General features: G+C 55.8%; 17 protein-coding genes. 12 read left to right on the top strand and 5 right to left on the bottom strand.

The window, feature by feature from the left end:
• Window positions 1–408: 408 nt before the first annotated feature.
• The 11 genes from C3451_RS14075 (at window position 409) to C3451_RS14025 (ending at window position 7,788) form a co-directional block, all read left to right on the top strand.
• Window positions 409–1,707, top strand: coding sequence for an MFS transporter (locus tag C3451_RS14075; protein ID WP_022649474.1), 1,299 nt, complete (start codon window positions 409–411; stop codon window positions 1,705–1,707).
• Between the two features lie 196 nt (window positions 1,708–1,903).
• Window positions 1,904–2,680 carry a transcriptional regulator ExuR gene (gene exuR / locus C3451_RS14070; RefSeq protein WP_023298695.1) on the top strand — a complete coding sequence of 259 codons (777 nt, stop codon included), beginning with the start codon at window positions 1,904–1,906 and terminating at the stop codon, window positions 2,678–2,680.
• Between the two features lie 341 nt (window positions 2,681–3,021).
• Window positions 3,022–3,684, top strand: a complete 663-nt coding sequence (gene yqjA, locus C3451_RS14065; RefSeq protein WP_022649475.1) for a DedA family general envelope maintenance protein YqjA — start codon at window positions 3,022–3,024, stop codon at window positions 3,682–3,684.
• 2 nt (window positions 3,685–3,686) lie between these two features.
• The gene (gene mzrA / locus C3451_RS14060; RefSeq protein WP_022649476.1) at window positions 3,687–4,070 is read left to right on the top strand and encodes an EnvZ/OmpR regulon moderator MzrA; all 384 of its coding nucleotides are present in this window, start codon (window positions 3,687–3,689) and stop codon (window positions 4,068–4,070) included.
• 143 nt (window positions 4,071–4,213) lie between these two features.
• On the top strand, window positions 4,214–4,582 hold the full coding sequence (locus C3451_RS14055) for a DUF1090 domain-containing protein (RefSeq protein ID WP_017382428.1): 369 nt from the start codon (window positions 4,214–4,216) through the stop codon (window positions 4,580–4,582).
• A 29-nt stretch (window positions 4,583–4,611) separates the two neighbouring features.
• Window positions 4,612–4,917 carry a YqjD family protein gene (locus tag C3451_RS14050; protein WP_008503141.1) on the top strand — a complete coding sequence of 102 codons (306 nt, stop codon included), beginning with the start codon at window positions 4,612–4,614 and terminating at the stop codon, window positions 4,915–4,917.
• Window positions 4,918–4,919: 2 nt separating this feature from the next.
• Window positions 4,920–5,318, top strand: a complete 399-nt coding sequence (locus C3451_RS14045) for a phage holin family protein (protein WP_003862647.1) — start codon at window positions 4,920–4,922, stop codon at window positions 5,316–5,318.
• Window positions 5,315–5,611, top strand: coding sequence for a YqjK-like family protein (locus C3451_RS14040; RefSeq protein WP_022649477.1), 297 nt, complete (start codon window positions 5,315–5,317; stop codon window positions 5,609–5,611). The genes C3451_RS14045 and C3451_RS14040 overlap by 4 nt, the downstream gene beginning before the upstream one ends.
• 253 nt (window positions 5,612–5,864) lie before the next feature.
• Window positions 5,865–6,257, top strand: a complete 393-nt coding sequence (locus C3451_RS14035) for a DoxX family protein (protein ID WP_032626373.1) — start codon at window positions 5,865–5,867, stop codon at window positions 6,255–6,257.
• Window positions 6,258–6,329: 72 nt separating this feature from the next.
• Entirely contained in the window at window positions 6,330–7,316 is a 987-nt protein-coding gene (locus tag C3451_RS14030; protein WP_003862653.1) for a glutathione S-transferase family protein, read from the top strand.
• Between the two features lie 106 nt (window positions 7,317–7,422).
• Window positions 7,423–7,788 (top strand): DUF805 domain-containing protein, encoded by a 366-nt coding sequence (locus tag C3451_RS14025; RefSeq protein ID WP_022649479.1) that lies wholly within the window; start codon window positions 7,423–7,425, stop codon window positions 7,786–7,788.
• Window positions 7,789–7,835: 47 nt separating this feature from the next.
• Here C3451_RS14025 and yhaJ read toward each other — a convergent pair whose 3' ends face one another.
• Window positions 7,836–8,738 carry a DNA-binding transcriptional regulator YhaJ gene (gene yhaJ / locus C3451_RS14020; protein ID WP_022649480.1) on the bottom strand — a complete coding sequence of 301 codons (903 nt, stop codon included), beginning with the start codon at window positions 8,736–8,738 and terminating at the stop codon, window positions 7,836–7,838.
• A 104-nt stretch (window positions 8,739–8,842) separates the two neighbouring features.
• On the opposite strand from yhaJ, the gene C3451_RS14015 reads away from it, so the two are divergent.
• On the top strand, window positions 8,843–9,544 hold the full coding sequence (locus C3451_RS14015; protein ID WP_045622972.1) for a pirin family protein: 702 nt from the start codon (window positions 8,843–8,845) through the stop codon (window positions 9,542–9,544).
• Between the two features lie 81 nt (window positions 9,545–9,625).
• Here the strand turns inward: C3451_RS14015 and C3451_RS14010 are convergent, their stop codons facing one another.
• The 4 genes from C3451_RS14010 to tdcD all read right to left on the bottom strand — a co-directional run bounded on the left by C3451_RS14010 (window position 9,626) and on the right by tdcD (window position 16,072).
• Window positions 9,626–10,927, bottom strand: coding sequence for a serine dehydratase subunit alpha family protein (locus C3451_RS14010; protein WP_063139188.1), 1,302 nt, complete (start codon window positions 10,925–10,927; stop codon window positions 9,626–9,628).
• A 20-nt stretch (window positions 10,928–10,947) separates the two neighbouring features.
• Window positions 10,948–12,279 carry an amino acid permease gene (locus tag C3451_RS14005; RefSeq protein ID WP_022649483.1) on the bottom strand — a complete coding sequence of 444 codons (1,332 nt, stop codon included), beginning with the start codon at window positions 12,277–12,279 and terminating at the stop codon, window positions 10,948–10,950.
• 274 nt (window positions 12,280–12,553) lie between these two features.
• A complete protein-coding gene (pflB, locus tag C3451_RS14000; RefSeq protein WP_045622976.1) occupies window positions 12,554–14,848 on the bottom strand; it encodes a formate C-acetyltransferase in 2,295 nt (764 codons plus the stop codon).
• A 15-nt stretch (window positions 14,849–14,863) separates the two neighbouring features.
• Complete coding sequence (tdcD, locus tag C3451_RS13995) at window positions 14,864–16,072, bottom strand: propionate kinase (RefSeq protein WP_045622978.1); 1,209 nt, start codon at window positions 16,070–16,072, stop codon at window positions 14,864–14,866.
• Window positions 16,073–16,093: the final 21 nt, after the last annotated feature.

Raw genomic sequence — 16,093 nt, 5'->3', positions numbered from 1 at the left:
TTTCCAGAGTCCGACGTTTTTTTCGTGAGTTAGATCAATAAACGTCGACAAATAAATTACCCTCAAAGGGGTAAACCTTCTTGCAGGCCGCGCCAGATCTGGCTTTGCGCACGCCTCATAATATCCCTACAAAGATTCACTCTTTTGTGATGTCACTCACCTTTTAAAGTTGTATGACAAGTTATCTTTTCGCCGTCGCAAACTATAAGCCGACGGAATGCATTACCGGTGTTTGTTACATCGGATTTAACGGTACGGAAGCCGACTTAGCACGATGACTTATGGCAAGGTTCGGGCCGTTCCGGGACAGGTTCCCGGTTACGCCCCTCCCGTTACAGAACAGCTCCCGGCAACGGTTGAGTTGTTGCCGTGTCCCGACACGGAAATAACATAACGATGAGGTTTTACATGCGTAAAATTAAAGGGTTACGTTGGTACATGATCGCACTGGTGACGCTCGGCACCGTGCTGGGCTACCTGACACGTAACACCGTGGCAGCAGCGGCGCCAACGTTGATGGAAGAGTTACATATCTCCACACAACAATACTCTTACATCATTGCGGCGTATTCTGCCGCTTACACCGTAATGCAGCCTGTTGCAGGTTATGTTCTTGATATTCTTGGTACAAAAATTGGTTATGCCTTCTTCGCTGTAGCATGGGCCGTCTTCTGCGGGGCGACGGCGCTGGCTGGCAGCTGGGGCGGGCTGGCGCTGGCACGTGGTGCGGTAGGTGCTGCCGAAGCGGCGATGATCCCTGCGGGTCTGAAAGCCAGCTCTGAATGGTTCCCTGCAAAAGAACGTTCAATCGCTGTCGGTTACTTCAACGTGGGTTCCTCCATCGGGGCGATGATTGCTCCGCCACTGGTGGTGTGGGCGATTGTGATGCACAGCTGGCAAATGGCGTTCATCATCTCCGGTGTGCTGAGTTTTGCCTGGGCCATGGCGTGGCTGATCTTCTATAAACACCCGCGCGATCAGAAAAAGCTGTCTACCGAAGAACGTGACTACATTATCAATGGTCAGGAATCTCATCATCAGACCGACAACGGTAAAAAAATGTCCGTCTGGCAGATCCTGGGTACCCGTCAGTTCTGGGGTATCGCCCTGCCACGCTTCCTGGCGGAACCGGCCTGGGGTACGTTCAACGCCTGGATCCCGCTGTTCATGTTCAAAGTCTACGGCTTTAACCTGAAAGAGATCGCGATGTTCGCCTGGATGCCAATGCTGTTTGCAGACCTGGGCTGTATCGTCGGCGGCTACCTGCCACCGCTGTTCCAGCGCTGGTTTGGCGTGAACCTGATTGTGTCCCGTAAGATGGTGGTCACCATGGGCGCCCTGCTGATGATTGGCCCTGGCATGATTGGCCTGTTCACCAGTCCTTACGTGGCTATCGCCCTGCTGTGTATCGGGGGCTTTGCTCACCAGTCTCTGTCTGGCGCGCTGATTACGCTCTCGTCCGACGTGTTTGGTCGTAACGAAGTTGCCACCGCCAACGGTCTGACCGGGATGGCCGCCTGGACCGCAAGTACCCTGTTCGCCCTCGTGGTCGGCGCGCTGGCAGACACCATCGGTTTCAGCCCGCTGTTCGCGGTACTGGCCATCTTCGACCTGCTGGGTGCAGTGGTTATCTGGACGGTGCTGAAGAGTAAATCCGCTGAGGAACTGGCGAAAGAGTCCCTTGGGGGACCGGCGACGCAGAGTTAGCTTGTTGTGCCGGGTGGCGGCTTCGCCTTACCCGGCCTATAACACCCGATAAAACCGTAGGCCGGGTAAGCGTAGCGCCACCCGGCAAAAACGTCGCAAAAGCCGCCTCCGGGCGGCTTTTTTAATGGCGAAATCTGGAGAGTGGCAAGCAAAAGTGGTATAACAAATCATTCGCCGTACCCTGCCTGGAGCGCATATGGAAATCACCGAATCACGTCGTTTATATCAACAACTTGCCGCCGAGCTGAAAGATCGCATCGAGCAAGGGGTCTATCTTGTCGGTGATAAACTTCCCGCTGAGCGTTTTATTGCGGATGAAAAAAGCGTCAGCCGTACGGTGGTCCGCGAAGCCATCATCATGCTGGAAGTTGAAGGGTATGTTGAGGTACGCAAAGGTTCCGGTATTCACGTGATTTCCAGCCAGGCGAAACACTCCCCCACGCCGGACGAAAGTCTGGAATTTGCCAGCTACGGTCCGTTTGAGCTTCTCCAGGCTCGCCAGCTGATTGAAAGCAATATCGCAGAATTCGCAGCGACGCAGGTCACCAAGCAGGACATCATGAAGCTGATGGAAATCCAGGATCATGCGCGTAAAGAAAAATGTTTCCGCGATTCCGAATGGGACCTGCAATTCCACGTTCAGGTCGCCCTTGCGACTCAGAACACAGCGCTGGCGGCAATCGTTGAAAAAATGTGGACTCAGCGCGTTCACAACCCGTACTGGAAGAAACTGCACGATCACATTGATTCCCGCACGGTAGATAACTGGTGTGACGACCACGACCAGATTCTTAAGGCCCTGATTCGTAAAGATCCGCATGCGGCGAAACTGGCAATGTGGCAGCATCTGGAGAACACTAAACAGATGCTTTTTAATGAAACGAGTGATGACTTTGAATTTAACGCTGACCGCTACCTTTTTGCTGATAATCCGGTGGTTCACCTCGATACCGCGACCAATGTCGCAAAATAACCTCCTGAACTGCTGGCAGGCGCACCGCCGCGCCTTCCGGCCAGACAGGGTAAGAAAACCTCTATAGTGTCAGCCTTTGTAAAATCTCTCGCTCCCCTCCGTGGCTTACGCCAAAATCGTGTTTCCCCTCAAATTCTGTGACGCAGAACGTCGGGCTTTGTTACAATTGGATTCACTTCGTTATTTTGTAAGTTAGTGCTTGCTAACCAGCCAATTAACAGGGAACAGTGTTGGCCACACATCATTGTGTCCGCGAGCGACCATAATGAAATCATAACAATGTCGCCGTGCTGTTTTCCCGAATGACAGGCGTGACGTTAACCGATTTCCAGGAACACTGAATGGAACTTTTGACCCAACTACTGAACGCCCTCTGGGCTCAGGATTTCGAAACGCTGGCCAACCCGTCCATGATTGGCATGCTCTACTTTGTGTTATTTATGATCCTGTTCCTTGAGAACGGTCTGCTGCCTGCTGCCTTTTTACCGGGCGACAGCCTGCTGGTGCTGGTTGGGGTGCTCTGTGCAAAAGGGGCGATGGCTTTCCCACAAACGGTTCTGCTGTTGACCATTGCCGCCAGCCTGGGTTGCTGGGTGAGTTATATTCAGGGGCGATGGCTGGGCAACACGCGAATCGTTCAGAACTGGCTTTCGCATCTTCCGGCACATTATCACCAGCGAGCGCACCACCTTTTCCATAAGCACGGGCTCTCCGCCTTGCTGATTGGCCGCTTTATCGCATTCGTACGCACCCTGCTGCCGACCATTGCGGGCTTGTCCGGCCTGAGCAGCGCGCGCTTCCAGTTCTTTAACTGGATGAGCGGCCTGCTGTGGGTTCTGATCCTGACCACGCTCGGCTACGCGCTCGGTAAAACGCCGGTCTTTATGAAATATGAAGACCAGCTGATGTCTTGCCTGATGCTGCTGCCCGTCGTCCTGCTGGTGTTTGGCCTGGTCGGTTCACTGGTCGTACTGTGGAAAAAGAAATACGGAGCCAGGGGTTAACGATGGTTATCTCCCCGCTCGCGCTGCGCCGCTTCTCTTACGCCATCGTCGCGCTAATGATGTTCAGCGCTCTCATCCTGCTATGGTCTGCCCTACAGCACCAGGAGTCGACGCTGACTATCCGTCCTGTGAGTCAAGGAACCAGCGTGCCGGATGGTTTTTCCATCTGGCATCATCTGGATGCTAACGGGATCCGCTTTAAGAGCATCACGCCGCAAGACGATGTGCTGCTGATAAAATTTGACTCCAGTGCGCAAAGCGCCGCGGCGAAAGCGGTGCTGGACCGCACGTTGCCGCAGGGTTACATCATCGCGCAACAGGATGATGACAGCCACGTAGCCTCCTGGATGTCACGGTTACGCGACACGTCGCATCGATTTGGCTAACGACTAATATTCCGAATATTTTCACCCACTTTGGTGAAACTCCCGTTTACTTACTATGCTTAAGTACGCGGAGCACCCCTCAGATGTTCTCCGCATAGTTCTGGAACACGGCTTACGCCGTAACACAATGGAAGGTTTCTATAATGAAATACCGCATCACCCTGGCTCTGGCCCTTTTTTCTTTAAGCACAGCTTCCTTCGCTATGTCTCTTTGTCAGGAGAAAGAACAGGATATTCAACGCGAAATCAGTTATGCCGAAAAGCATAACAATCAGCACCGGATCGACGGACTGAAAAAAGCGCTGAGCGAAGTGAAAGACAATTGTACGGACAGCAAGCTGCGTGCCGATCATCAGGAAAAAATCGCTGAACAGAAGGACGAGATAGCCGAGCGCCGTCAAGACCTGCAAGAAGCGAAAGAGAAAGGTGATGCGGAAAAAATTGCCAAGCGCGAGAGGAAGTTGCAAGAGGCGCAGGACGAACTGAAAGCGCTGGAAGCTCGCGATTATTGAGTTAACGGAAATCTCAACAGGAGAGAATCATGTCAAAAGATACAACTTCAGAACATCTGCGCGCTGAGCTGAAATCCCTGGCGGACACCCTGGAAGAGGTGCTGAACTCTTCTGCCGATAAATCGAAAGAAGAAGTCAGCAAACTGCGCAGCAAAGCGGAGCAGGCACTGAAAGAGAGCCGTTACCGTCTGGGTGAAACCGGTGATGCACTGGCGAAACAGACCCGCGAAGCGGCTGCGCGCGCAGACGAATATGTACGTGACAATCCATGGACAGGCGTTGGTATTGGTGCCGCAGTGGGTGTGGTGCTGGGTGTCCTGCTGACGCGTCGTTGATTATGGAAGATCCACGTCACGCACAAGGGCCTGCTAAAAACGTCCTCGGCATCGGCCAGCGTATTCTTACGACGCTGGTCGGGATTGCCGAAACGCGCGTCCGGCTTGCGGTAGTGGAACTGGAAGAGGAGAAAGCCAATCTCTTCCAGATGCTGCTCATGCTTGGGCTTACGATGCTCTTTGCCGCGTTTGGTCTGATGAGCCTGATGGTGTTAATCATCTGGGCTATCGATCCACAGTATCGACTGAACGCGATGATTGCGACTACCGTGGTTCTGCTGGTGGCGGCGCTGATAGGCGGTATCTGGACCCTGCATAAAGCGCGCACGTCGACCTTCCTGCGCCATACGCGCCAGGAGCTGGCCAACGACCGCGCCCTGCTGGAGGATGATAAGTCGTGAGCGACAAAGCCGAACGTCAAAAGCGGAAAGCGTATCTGCTGAGCCAGATCCAGCAGCAGCGGCTGGACCTGTCCGCCAGCCGTCGCGACTGGCTGGAGCTGACCCAGCGTTACGATCGCGGCTGGAATACTCTTCTGAGCCTGCGTTCGTGGGCGCTGGTGGGTAGCAGCGTGATGGCGATCTGGACGATTCGTCATCCAAACATGCTGATTCGCTGGGCACGCCGTGGCTTTGGTGTCTGGAGCGCATGGCGTCTGGTGAAAGCAACGATTCGTCAGCAGCAGCTGCGCTAGCCTTCTCGCCGGGTGGCGATGCGCTTACCCGGCCTACGGTAAAAAGTAGGCCGGGTAAGGCGTAGCCGTCACCCGGCAAAATCTCTCTATGCTCCCTTACTCAATATCTTTGAAAAAGATTGACAGTTTTCCTTGCTAACAATTGCCATCCGCCCCGTTTACACTCCTCTCCATCGACAGCAAAGACGCGGTATCTACCCGAATTTGCACGCAAATAACGTTTAGCCGCTGATGTGGTTTCCTGGAGAGTAAAATGAAAAAATTAGATGATGTTGGTGTATTGGTAGCGCGTATTCTGATGCCTGTGCTGTTCATCACCGCAGGCTGGGGCAAAATTACCGGCTATGCGGGCACTCAGCAGTATATGGAAGCGATGGGCGTACCGGGTTTCCTGCTGCCACTGACCATCCTGCTTGAGTTCGGCGGCGGCCTGGCAGTGCTGTTCGGTTTCCTGACCCGCACCACGGCGCTGTTCACCGCAGGCTTTACCCTGCTGACCGCGTTCATCTTCCACAGCAACTTTGCGGAAGGCGTGAACTCCCTGATGTTCATGAAAAACCTGACCATCGCAGGTGGCTTCCTGCTGCTGGCTATCACGGGTCCGGGCGCCTACAGCATCGACCGTCTTCTGAATAAGAAGTGGTAAGCACGCTATACTGATTAAATTCAAAGCGAGGAGACATCTCCTCGCTTTTGCTATCTGACGGAGGAGTAAAAAATGGGACAACTCGTAGACGGCGTCTGGCAGGATGTCTGGTATGACACCAAATCCACCGGTGGACGCTTTAAGCGCTCTGTTTCGGCCTTCCGTAACTGGCTGACCGCCGACGGCGCGCCCGGCCCGAGTGGCGAAGGGGGCTTTGCGGCGGAGAAAGATCGTTATCATCTGTATGTTTCTCTCGCCTGTCCGTGGGCGCACCGCACGCTGATTGTGCGCAAACTTAAAGGTCTCGAATCGCTAATTCCGGTTTCGGTGGTCAACCCGCTGATGCTGGAAAACGGCTGGACGTTCGACAGTGACTTCCCGGCCGCGACGGGTGATGAGCTTTATCATCACGATTTCCTGTATCAGCTCTATCTGCGCGCCGATCCGCACTACACCGGACGCGTAACGGTGCCTGTGCTGTGGGACAAGAAAAACCAGACGATCGTCAGCAATGAATCCGCTGAAATCATTCGCATGTTCAATACCGCGTTTGACGCGCACGGCGCCCGCGCCGGGGATTACTATCCGGTTGAGCTGCGCGAGAAAATTGACGAGCTGAACGGCTGGATCTACGACAACGTCAACAACGGCGTCTATAAAGCCGGTTTTGCCACCAGTCAGGAAGCGTACGACGAAGCGGTCGGCAACGTGTTTGGATCCCTGGAACGTCTGGAGCAGATCCTCGGCCAGCATCGTTATTTAACGGGCGATCGCCTCACCGAAGCAGACATCCGCCTGTGGACGACGTTGATCCGCTTCGATCCGGTGTATGTCACCCACTTCAAGTGCGACAAGCATCGCATCAGCGATTATCTGAACCTGCACGGTTTCCTGCGCGACATCTATCAGATGCCGGGTATTGCGGAGACGGTCAATTTTGACCATATTCGCACCCATTATTTCCGCAGTCATAAGACCATCAACCCAACGGGCATTATCTCCATTGGTCCGTGGCAGGATCTGGATGAACCACACGGGCGCGACGTGCGTTTCGGATAATTATTTAGGGAATCAATTGATTCCCTTTTTTAATTCACGGCATACATCTATCCTTACCTCGATCGCTTAGAAAACAAGTGATTGACTGACTAAGAGGCAAGGAAAAATGGACTGGTATTTAAAAGTACTGCGCAACTACGTTGGATTTGGTGGCCGTGCCCGCCGTAAAGAGTACTGGATGTTCGTTCTGGTGAACTTCGTCCTGATTATGGTGCTGGGTATTGTGGACAAAATCCTCGGCTGGGAACGCGAGGGGGGCGAAGGCATTCTCACCACCATTTATGGTGTGTTGGTTCTGCTGCCTTCATGGGCCGTACTGTTTCGTCGTCTTCACGACACCGATCGTTCGGCGTGGTGGCTGCTGTTGCTGTTGATCCCGCTTATCGGCTGGATCGTGATTTTGATTTTCAACTGTCAGAGCGGAACGCCGGGAGAAAACCGCTTTGGTCCGGATCCGAAGATCTGCGCATAAAAAAAAGCCCGGTGGCGCTTCGCTTACCGGGCCTACAAATTACGATTTTATTTATTATATTGCGTGAAAAGCTTCGGAATTTCGCGTAAACACCATGATTTGGCTTCGCCCATGCTGTCACGACGCCACGCCATAATAATATCCACTTCGCTGGTGTATTCCGGGCTGACAACGCGCAGCCGTCCCTCTGCAATGTCCTTTTCGACGAACGGATACGGCATGGTCGCCACGCCCAGCCCCGCCAGCAGCGCCTGACGCTTATCTTCCAGCGACGTCACCGTCAGACGCGGCTGTTTATCCAGCAACTGCACCGTTAACACCGGGCGCTCTCGCGCGGTATCCGCCACCGCCACGCCGCGGTATTTCACGCGCGTGACCTCAGAGAGCGGTTCCGGCTCCTGATGGATCGGGTGACCCGGCGCAGCGACGTAGACGTTCATCACGCTGTACAGTTTGCGCGAGTTAATTTCTGACGATGAGCGGAAATGCATATCCGGCGCAATGACGATATCCGCCCTGCCCGTCTCAAGACGCTCCCACGCCCCGGCCAGTACCTCGGTGATGATCGACAGCTGGGTATTGGCTTTCGCGGCCAGTCTGTCCACCAGCGGGAACAGCGCCTCGGTGGGCACCAGCGCTTCGGTCACTAACGTCAGATGGGTTTCCCAGCCGCGGGCCAGCGCTTCGGCATCGGTCGTCAGTTTATCCGCCGCTTCCAGCAATACGCGGCCGCGCTCCAGCAGCATCCGCCCAACGTTGGTGAATTTTGTTCGATGACCAGAGCGATCGAAGAGCACAACATCCAGCTCCTCCTCCAGCTTTTGCATGGTATAGCTCAGCGCAGACGGAACGCGCCCCAGTTCATCTGCCGCCGCGGCAAAACTGCCGCGCCTGTCAATCGCGTCCATGACGCGAAGCGCCTCAAGCGTCAATGCTCTCTCTTTAGCCATCTCGTTCTCATTCAGGAAATTTGAACATACCGGGCAGAATATCTGGCTAACATTGCAGCGTCCATACCTTTACCATTGATTTAGTGTAAAGAGAGGTCAAGTTTATGATTACGACAAGAACAGCGAAACAGTGTGGACAAGCCGATTTCGGTTGGTTGCAGGCCCGCTACACCTTTTCCTTTGGACACTACTTTGACCCTAAACTTCTCGGTTACGCTTCACTGCGCGTATTGAACCAGGAAGTGCTCGCCCCGGGCGCGTCCTTCCAGCCGCGCACGTACCCGAAAGTCGATATCCTGAACCTGATCCTGGAAGGCGAGGCAGAATACCGCGATAGCGAGGGCAATCATGTCCAGGCGAAGGCTGGCGAGGCGCTGTTAATTTCCACGCAGCCGGGTATTAGCTATAGCGAGCATAACCTCAGCAAAGACAAAACGCTGACCCGCATGCAGCTGTGGCTGGATGCCTGTCCGGAGCGGGAAAATCCGCTGGTGCAAAAAATCGATCTGAAGGGCGATAAACAGCAGCTGATTGCCTCGCCAGACGGCAGCAAAGGCAGCCTGCAGTTACGCCAGCAGGTGTGGCTGCACCATATCGAACTGAAAAAAGGTGAACAGGCAAGCTTCCAGCTTCATGGCCCGCGCGCCTATCTGCAGTCCATTCACGGAACGGTGCATGTGGTGACGCACGCGGAAGAGAAAGAGGCGCTCACCTGCGGAGACGGTGCGTTTATTCGTGATGAAGCGAATATCACCCTGGTGGCGGATACGCCGCTGCGCGCGCTGCTGATTGATTTGCCGGTTTAACCCCCCCCTCACCCTAGCCCTCTCCCCAAAGGGGAGAGGGAACGATCGAGCCCCTCGCCCCTATGGGGTGAGGGGAAATTTTTACACCTTACTCGCCATAATCTCAATAATCTGCCGGTCCGTTGCCTGCATCGAGCGGCACGCCAGCGCGCACAGGTTCGCGATCGACTGCTCCACGTCGTGCGCCACAATCCCCTCATTACCCGTCACGGCAGTATCATCCAACGCCATCATCACGGCTTTCCAGGCGCTGGTGACGCTGGTCGAGACCTTCATTGCGCAACTGTTAGACGCCCCGTCACAGATCATCCCGCTGACGTCGCCGATCATACTGCCGATCGCCATGGCAATATTCTGGTAAGATCCGCCCATCAGCCACGCCATCCCCGCCGCAGCCCCCATTCCGGCTGTTGTCGCCGCACACAGCGCGGACAAGCGCGGAAGCTGGTAATGGATATAGATCGCCGACAGGTGCGAGAGCATCAGCGCCCGCGCCAGCCGTTCGTCATCGGCCTGAACGTGCTCAGCCACCACCACCACCGGCATGGTGGCGGTGATGCCCTGATTCCCGGACCCCGAGTTGCTCATCGCCGGCAGCGTCGCGCCCCCCATGCGGGCATCCGAGGCTGCGCTGGTGCGGATAACAATGTCTGAACCCAGGTCCTGCGCCATCCATCCGCGTGTGCGCTGTTTATTGAGCGTCGCACCAATATGCAACCCCCAGTTGCCACGTAAACCTTCGCGGGAGAGCGCATCGTTCAGCCGTCCCGCATCGAGGATAAAGCGGATCGTGTCGAACGGCACCTGTTCCACAAACTCAAGGATCTGCGACAGCGTGGTGGTCGAGAGCACCGCCAGCGGATCGTCGTTGTTCTGGCTCTGATTATCGTCAAGCCTGAAGCGCGTTTCGCCCTGACAAACTACCTCCACCACGCGAGTGTGCCCGCCAGCGATGGTCACCATCGCCGAGGATTCACCGACGTAAACGCAGGCACGTGAATAGAGGATCTCATCGCACGGCTCCTGCAATTTTACCTGCACCAGACCCGCGTTCAGCAGTGCTTTGGCGCGCGTTAGCGCCTCGGACGACGCGTCTTTCAACACCTCCAGCCCGGCGTGTGCATTACCGCCTGTCGCCCCCAGCGCGGCCGCGATGGGTAAACCGACCATACCGGTACCGGGCACCGTTACGCCAAGCCCGTTTTTCATCAGGTTCGGCGATACCCACGCCTCGATACGCGTCACCTCACCGTCAAGCTGTCCGGCAGCCATCGCGCACGCCAGCGCCAGCGAGACGGGTTCGGTACAGCCCAGCGCAGGCTTTACCTCTTCCTGCACCGCGCGAATAAAATGGTTCCATAAAGGATTAATTTGCTCAGACATCGTTACGACCTTATTTAACCTCATGAGAAGGCGAGGAAAGGAGAAACACAAAGCAGCAGCCCGGTAATCACAATAATCACCAGCGATACGCCTTTATATTTATGAAGTGCGGGCACTTTGTAGACCAGCCACGCCGGAATTAAGCAGCCCACCATCCCGAAAATAGGGCTACAGATGGAAGTGAAGCTCAGCACCGGCGCGTTTAACACAATCGCGCTCCAGGCCAGCAGGATGGCGAACAGCATAATCCCGCGCTGGACGGCATTTTCATTGATTTTCTCCGCCGGCATTTTGCGGCGCAGGATGTTCATCACAATGCCCTGCGTCGCCTCACGAAAGCCGAGATAGACGCCAAAGAACGCGGTCATCACAGCGAAAATATTGAGGATTACGCTGACGATTTTGACCCAGCCCGCGCCGTCACCGCTGATAAACTGTGCTGCGATTGCCAGGGCGGAAATATTCTGCTCGTAGGCTTTTACCGCCTCGTCGTGCCCCATCGCCAGGGTGAAGGAGACAGCGTAGAAAAAGACCGTCACAAACAGCACGCCAAAGGCGATATTCATTGCCCGCAGCGCTTTATGCCGCGCCACCTCAACGGATTTTTCCCTTGAACGATAGGAAATCACCATCGGGCTTAATGTCTGAATAAACAGAATGGAGGTTAAGGTGAAAGGCAGCGTAATAATGGCGTTTTTAATCAGCAGCCCCATTGGCGGCAGCATGCCGACGTTGGCTAAATGCCAGAGGCCAATCATCGAAAGCCCCAGCGCCGCCACCACAAATAATTTGGTCAGCACCATCAGGCTGGAGACTTTAAACAGCAGCTTTTCACCGCGCGACGAAATGGCGACCAGAATGCAGATCAGGAATAAGCCGTAGAACGGATTTTCCGACAGCAAACCGTCGGTTACGCCGAAGGTGTGTAAATAGGATGCGCTGTCGTTGGTAATGGCCGTCGAATAGACAAACATCCAGATCACCAGCATCACGAAATAAAGTGCACCCAATAAGATGCCCCAGTTTTTGCCTAAATATCCGCTAATAACGCTCGGATAGTCTTTACATTCCGGTGATTCCGCCAGCGTATTAATAAACAGGCGCTGGAACAGGTACATGGCCGGATAACCAATTATCGACGAGAGTAAAAATACCCATAGCCCCATTAATCCAACCTGCACCGGAAGAAAAACAATGCCCGCGCCGATAGCCATCCCAATACTCATGATGACCCAGCCCGTATCGGTGCTGTCGAATTTAATCGCCTCTCGCCATTCGCTTTCGCTCATTCCCGCCCGCCTTGCCGCAGGGGAATCACTCACAATCACACTGCTGTTTGTTGCCATATTCATTGGGCACTCGCTTATTTTGTAGGGTAACGATTTGTTTTTATAAGGTTCCGATCGCCAGCGATTGCGAGTCAGAGGGTGCAGGTGTGAGTTATTGGTATGGGGAGATCATATCCGGAGCGCGGGAGAAAAAAGTCACAACTTTTATAGGGATTTCCTAATGCAAGAGGAAAATATTACTTTGGGATAGCAGAAAAGAGAGTGACTTTTCTAAAATTGACGGTGTTCACAAAATTAAAAGCCTCCTCATCTGAGGAGGCTGAAGATGGGGCCTGTGTTAGATCGCCTGCGTAAACGTCCTCGAAATCACGTCCTGCTGCTGCTCGCGGGTCAGAGCGTTAAACCGCACCGCATAGCCTGAAACGCGGATCGTCAGGTTCGGATAGTTCTCCGGATGGGCGATGGCATCCAGCAGCATCTCCCGGTTCATCACGTTGACGTTCAGGTGCTGCCCGCCCTCGATGGTCGCTTCGTGGTGGAAGTACCCGTCCAGCAGCCCGACAAGGTTGGTTTTGCGCACCAGCTCGTCCTTGCCCAGTGCCTGCGGCACGATGGAGAAGGTGTAGGAGATCCCGTCTTTGGCATAGGTGAACGGCAGCTTGGCGACCGAGGTCAACGACGCCACCGCCCCTTTTCTGTCGCGCCCGTGCATCGGGTTGGCGCCAGGCGCAAACGGTGTACCGCCGCGACGTCCGTCCGGCGTGTTGCCGGTCTTCTGCCCGTAAACCACATTGGAGGTGATGGTCAGGATCGACTGCGTCGGCACGGCGTTGCGGTACGTCGGCAGCGCCTGGATTTTCTTCATAAAGCGCTCAACCAGATCGCAGGCGATACTGTCCACCCGATCGTCGTTGTTGCCGTATTGCGGATAGTCGCCTTCGATGACGAAATCGACCGCCAGACCGGTGTGGTCGCGCACCGGTTTTACCGTGGCGTACTTGATGGCCGACAGGGAATCCGCCGCCACCGACAGCCCGGCAATGCCACAGGCCATGGTGCGGTAAACGTCCCGGTCGTGCAGCGCCATCAGCGAGGCTTCGTAGCTGTATTTATCATGCATGTAGTGAATGAGATTCAGCGCACTGATGTACTGCACTGCCAGCCAGTCCATGAAGTGATCGAGGCTCGCCATTACGGTGTCGTAATCCAGTACATCATCCAGCAGCGGCTCGGTTTTCGGCCCCACCTGGATCTTCAGCTTCTCATCCACCCCGCCGTTAATCGCGTACAGCAGCGTTTTCGCCAGGTTGGCGCGTGCGCCGAAGAACTGCATCTGCTTGCCGATCACCATCGGACTGACGCAGCAGGCAATGGCGTAGTCGTCGCTGTTAAAGTCGGCACGCATCAGATCGTCGTTCTCGTATTGCAGCGAGGAGGTGACGATCGAGACCTGCGCGGCGTATTTCTTGAAAGCGATCGGCAGCTGTTCGGACCAGAGGATCGTCAGGTTTGGCTCCGGCGCAGGCCCCATGGTGTGCAGGGTATGCAGATAGCGGAAGCTGTTTTTGGTCACCAGCGTGCGCCCGTCCAGCCCCATGCCGCCGATCACTTCCGTGGCCCAGATCGGATCGCCGGAGAAGAGCGTGTCGAACTCCGGCGTGCGCAGGAAGCGCACCATGCGGATCTTCATGATGAAGTGGTCGATCAGCTCCTGGGCCTGCACCTCGTTCAGCCTTCCTGCCTGCATGTCGCGTTCAATGTAGATATCGAGGAACGAGGCCGTGCGCCCCAGCGACATCGCCCCGCCGTTTTGGGATTTCACTGCGGCAAGGTAGGCAAAGTAGACCCACTGCACCGCTTCCTGCGCATTCATCGCCGGACGTGAAATATCAAAGCCATAGTTCGCCGCCATCTGCTGGATCTGGAGCAACGCACGTTTGTGCTCCGCCAGCTCCTCGCGCAGGCGGATCGTGGACTCCAGATCGTCTCCGCGCTCCAGTTTCCCCTGAAGATCGGCGAACTGAAGTTCCCGCTCGCGCACCAGATAGCTGATGCCGTATAGCGCCACGCGGCGGTAGTCGCCGATGATGCGTCCACGCCCGTAGCCGTCCGGCAGACCGGTGAGCACGCCGGATTTTCGGCAGCGCATCATCTCCGGGGAGTAAACGTCAAACACGCCCTGGTTGTGGGTTTTACGCAGATCGGTGAAGAGATATTCAAACTGCGGATCCATCTCGCGACCGTAGGCTTCGAACGAGCTGCGGATCATATTGATCCCGCCGTACGGATGCAGGGCCCGCTTGAGCGGCTTGTCGGTTTGCAAGCCGACGATCGTCTCCAGCTCCTGGTCAATATAGCCCGGCCCGTGCGCGGTAATGGTGGTGGCGATGTTGGTGTCAAAATCCACCGGAGCGTGGGTGGCATTCTCCTGGCGAATTCCGACCATCACCTTCTGCCACAGCGCCGTCGTTGCTGGCGTCGCCTGCGCGAGGAAAGCTTCATCGCCTTCATAAGGGGTGTAGTTATGCTGAATAAAATCGCGCACGTTAACGGCGTTTTTCCATTCTTCGCCGCGAAACCCGGCCCATGCGTCGCTGTAAGGCGCGACGCCCGTATCGATTGTTACTTTCATCAGATTCTCGCTTTATCAGGCGTAAGCCGCAGCCGGGGTGACCTTCCCAAGACGGAGGGCATCCAGCGCGATCATTTTTTCTTCATTGGTAGGGATCACCGCGCAGGCCGCGCGGGACGACTCGGTGGAGATCACGCGCTCACCCGCGCTGCCCGGCAGGGCATTTTTGGACTCGTCGAGGATGATGCCAAACACCTTCAGGTGCTCCACCACCAGCGCGCGTATGAGAACAGAGTTCTCACCGATCCCGCCGGTAAACACCACGCCATCCAGACGGTGCAGGGATGCGGCATGACCGGCGATATGTCGTGCAATCCGGTGGACAAAGGTCATTATTGCCAGCCGTGCCCGCTCGTTGCCGTCATGCCAGGCTTTCTCCAGCGCGCGCAAATCGGAGGAGATGCCGGAGATCCCCAGCAGCCCCGACTCTTTGTTGACCACACGCTCCAGATCCTCGAACGACTGGCCGGTCTGCCTGGCAACCCACGCCATCGCGCCAAAATCTACGTCGCCGCAGCGCGTGCCCATCACCAGTCCTTCAAGCGGCGTCATCCCCATGGACGTGTCCACGCTTACGCCGTTACGCACCGCGCAGATGGACGCCCCGTTGCCGAGATGGGCAATCACCAGGCCGCTGTCATCGGGAGAGAGCCCGAGAAGCGCGTGCGCCTGCGCCGACACGTAGCGATGAGAGGTGCCGTGGAAACCGTAGCGGCGCACGCCCAGCTCTTCAAAATAGCGGTACGGCAAGCCGTACAGATACGCCTGCGGCGGCATGGTCTGGTGGAAGCTGGTATCAAATACCGCCACCTGCTGCACGCCGGGGAACAGGCGCCCGGCGGCTTCCACGCCGCTCAGGTTGGCGTAGTTATGCAGCGGCGCCAGCGGGGAGACCTGGCGGATCTGCGTCATCACCTCTTCCGTGATCAGGGTTGACTCGCTGAAGAGATCGCCGCCGTGGGCAATGCGATGGCCAATCAAGGCCACGCTGCCCATCAGGTTGCGTTTCTCCAGCTCCAGGGCGATGGCGGCCAGCGCCCCTTCGTAGTCCTGGTGAGCCAGTCTGACCGGCTCACCCCCATTGACGGAAATAAAGGCTTTTTCAGTGTTGACGCCGTCCGCAATGCCCGTCATCAGAGCATCGCAGCCTGCGGCGTCCAGCACCGAGAACTTAACAGAGGACGATCCGCAGTTAATGACCAGTACTACCGGAAACTCAATCATGGTATGGCTCCGCTCTTCCTG

The sequence above is a fragment of the Enterobacter sp. 301B genome (assembly GCF_003850715.1).
Taxonomy (GTDB): domain Bacteria; phylum Pseudomonadota; class Gammaproteobacteria; order Enterobacterales; family Enterobacteriaceae; genus Enterobacter; species Enterobacter intestinihominis.
Note: the sequence above shows the minus strand (reverse complement) of the source record. Positions and strands in the feature narration are given on the sequence as shown.

Excerpts from the sequence above, each read along its gene's own strand:
- C3451_RS14075 (WP_022649474.1), top strand. The coding sequence starts at position 409 with ATGCGTAAAATTAAAGGGTTACGTTGGTACATGATCGCACTGGTGACG.
- exuR (WP_023298695.1), top strand. The coding sequence starts at position 1,904 with ATGGAAATCACCGAATCACGTCGTTTATATCAACAACTTGCCGCCGAG.
- yqjA (WP_022649475.1), top strand. The coding sequence starts at position 3,022 with ATGGAACTTTTGACCCAACTACTGAACGCCCTCTGGGCTCAGGATTTC.
- mzrA (WP_022649476.1), top strand. The coding sequence starts at position 3,687 with ATGGTTATCTCCCCGCTCGCGCTGCGCCGCTTCTCTTACGCCATCGTC.
- C3451_RS14055 (WP_017382428.1), top strand. The coding sequence starts at position 4,214 with ATGAAATACCGCATCACCCTGGCTCTGGCCCTTTTTTCTTTAAGCACA.
- C3451_RS14050 (WP_008503141.1), top strand. The coding sequence starts at position 4,612 with ATGTCAAAAGATACAACTTCAGAACATCTGCGCGCTGAGCTGAAATCC.
- C3451_RS14045 (WP_003862647.1), top strand. The coding sequence starts at position 4,920 with ATGGAAGATCCACGTCACGCACAAGGGCCTGCTAAAAACGTCCTCGGC.
- C3451_RS14035 (WP_032626373.1), top strand. The coding sequence starts at position 5,865 with ATGAAAAAATTAGATGATGTTGGTGTATTGGTAGCGCGTATTCTGATG.
- C3451_RS14030 (WP_003862653.1), top strand. The coding sequence starts at position 6,330 with ATGGGACAACTCGTAGACGGCGTCTGGCAGGATGTCTGGTATGACACC.
- C3451_RS14025 (WP_022649479.1), top strand. The coding sequence starts at position 7,423 with ATGGACTGGTATTTAAAAGTACTGCGCAACTACGTTGGATTTGGTGGC.
- yhaJ (WP_022649480.1), bottom strand. The coding sequence starts at position 8,738 with ATGGCTAAAGAGAGAGCATTGACGCTTGAGGCGCTTCGCGTCATGGAC.
- C3451_RS14015 (WP_045622972.1), top strand. The coding sequence starts at position 8,843 with ATGATTACGACAAGAACAGCGAAACAGTGTGGACAAGCCGATTTCGGT.
- C3451_RS14010 (WP_063139188.1), bottom strand. The coding sequence starts at position 10,927 with ATGTCTGAGCAAATTAATCCTTTATGGAACCATTTTATTCGCGCGGTG.
- C3451_RS14005 (WP_022649483.1), bottom strand. The coding sequence starts at position 12,279 with ATGAATATGGCAACAAACAGCAGTGTGATTGTGAGTGATTCCCCTGCG.
- pflB (WP_045622976.1), bottom strand. The coding sequence starts at position 14,848 with ATGAAAGTAACAATCGATACGGGCGTCGCGCCTTACAGCGACGCATGG.
- tdcD (WP_045622978.1), bottom strand. The coding sequence starts at position 16,072 with ATGATTGAGTTTCCGGTAGTACTGGTCATTAACTGCGGATCGTCCTCT.